The sequence below is a fragment of the Hydrogenivirga sp. genome (genome assembly GCF_056450045.1).
Genome location: NZ_JBWONM010000190.1, coordinates 1 through 2,156, shown reverse-complemented (window position 1 = coordinate 2,156; position 2,156 = coordinate 1). Strand labels below are relative to the sequence as shown.

General features: G+C 48.7%; 1 protein-coding gene. It reads right to left on the bottom strand.

What is annotated here, in order from left to right; genetic code table 11:
• Window positions 1-470 precede the first annotated feature (470 nt).
• Window positions 471-2,156 (bottom strand): RelA/SpoT family protein (locus tag AC1HCM_RS07900; RefSeq protein ID WP_479461225.1); only part of this gene is annotated, 1,686 nt, incomplete at its 5' end.

Below are 2,156 nucleotides of genomic sequence, written 5' to 3'. Positions count from 1 at the left end.
CAGATTTTCAACTCCACACGGTACATTAGGAACAGGGACACCGCCGAAGGCTACCTATGAACAGACAAGGTTTTCAACTCCACACGGTACATTAGGAACTCTACAAACACACCATAGAGCCCGACCTTGACATAGCTGTTTTCAACTCCACACGGTACATTAGGAACCCCTAAAGCATACAATCACCAAAGCACCTGAAAATCAAGGATTTCCCGAAATAGGAGGATAGCTCAAATTAAGTTAATTTCGGAAAATCCTCAGTAACCCAAAACACCACTTTAGAGGAGTGCATAGAACCCTTGAGCTACAATACTTTGGGGAATCCCCTCATCTTGACATAAAGAAACAAAGGTGCTTTGATGTTTCTAATCTAAAACAACCCTCCCTATTCAGTTGCCAAGGAGCCGGCGGGCTTTCACACCCCGCTCCCTACAAATTATATATTCATCTCTTAAATTTGCAACCAGATTTCAAGAGTAGAGCCTCGTACAGCTGTCAACACCTTCAACAGAGCTTATTGACTTGATCACCTCCCTGAGGTGCTTCTTACCCGTAACGTCAATGGTAAAGTCCATGAAGGCTGTTCCATCCCCTGTAGTTCTCGTTGAAGACTCCCAGATGTTTGAGCCCTGCTCCGCTATGTTCTTAGTTATCTCCGAAAGGATTCCTATCCTGTCTCTCGCCTGCACTCTTATCTTCGTCTTGAACCTACCTTCAGACTTTAGCTTTACCTTGAAGACCTTCTCGGGAAAGTTCTCCGCTATGTACTTGAGGTTTGCACATCCCTTCTCATGCAGGACTATACCCTTACCTCTCGTGACCACTCCGTATATCTGGTCTCCCGGAACGGGGTTGCAGCACTTGGCGAGCTCATACATAACACCCGATAGTCCCTCCAAAGATACCTCTCCCCTGCCTTCTGCCTGCTGTTTTTCGCCCTGTTTTCCCTTCTTGGGAGAGAGCAGAGAAAGTATCCTGCTCTCCGAGAGCCTGCCGCTACCGAGGGCTATGTAAAGCTCTTCCTCTTCCTTGAACCTGATCTTCGTTTTTAGCTTCTTCTTCAGCTCATCTACTGAAAGACCAAGGTTTTCCCTTATCTTTTCAAATATCTTTCTGCCTTCTGCCAAGAAGCGCTCCCTTTCAGCCTGCTTTATGTAGTGCTTTATCCTGTTCTTCGCCTTGGAGGTGACAACAAACTTAAGCCAGTCGGGGTTGGGCTTCTTCGCAGGGCTTGTGATTATCTCAACCTGGTCCCCGCTCTGGAGTCTGTAGCTGAGAGGCACTATCCTGCCGTTGACCTTTGCGCCCGCACAGTGGTTGCCTACCTCTGTGTGGATATGGTAGGCAAAGTCTATCGGTGTTGAGCCTGCCGGCAGGACGACGAGGTCACCCTTTGGGGTGAATACGAAGACCTCTTCGGAGAATAGCTCTCTCTTGAGGCTGTCAAGAACCTCAGTGGGGTTCTTGCTCCCCTGTATGTTCTCAACGAGGTTTCTGAGCCAGGAGAACACCTCCGCCTCATCTATCCTATCCCTACCCTCCTTGTAAGCCCAGTGAGCTGCTATACCCTTCTCAGCCCTCAGGTGCATGTCCCAGGTCCTTATCTGGAACTCAACCATCCTCCCCTTGGGGGTTATTACTGTTGTGTGAAGGGACTGGTAAAGGTTTGGTTTTGGCAGGGATATGTAGTCCTTGAACTTTCCGGGCACAGGCTTGAAGAGGCTGTGGATTATACCGAGCACGAGATAGCACTCCTGAACGGAACCAACGATTATCCTGACTCCAAGGATGTCGTGGACCTCTTCCAGGCTTATGTTCTTCCTTATCGTTTTCTGCCATATGCTGTAAAGGTGCTTAGGTCTGTACATTATCTCAAACTCAACGCCTGCCTTCTTCAGCTCCTCCTTGACCTTCGGTATCACGAACTTCTTCAGGTAGGTCTCAAGGTCCTCCAGAGATTGGCTTACAAAGCTCCTGACCTTTTCATACTCCCTGGGGTAAAGGTGCTTGAAGGACAGATCTTCAAGGGCTCTCTTTAGCTCCCATATACCGAGCCTGTGGGCTATGGGTGCATACACCTCAAGGGTTTCCTCAGCTATCCTGAGCCTCTTGTCCCTTCTCAGGTAATTTAGAGTCCTCATGTTGTGTAGGCGGTC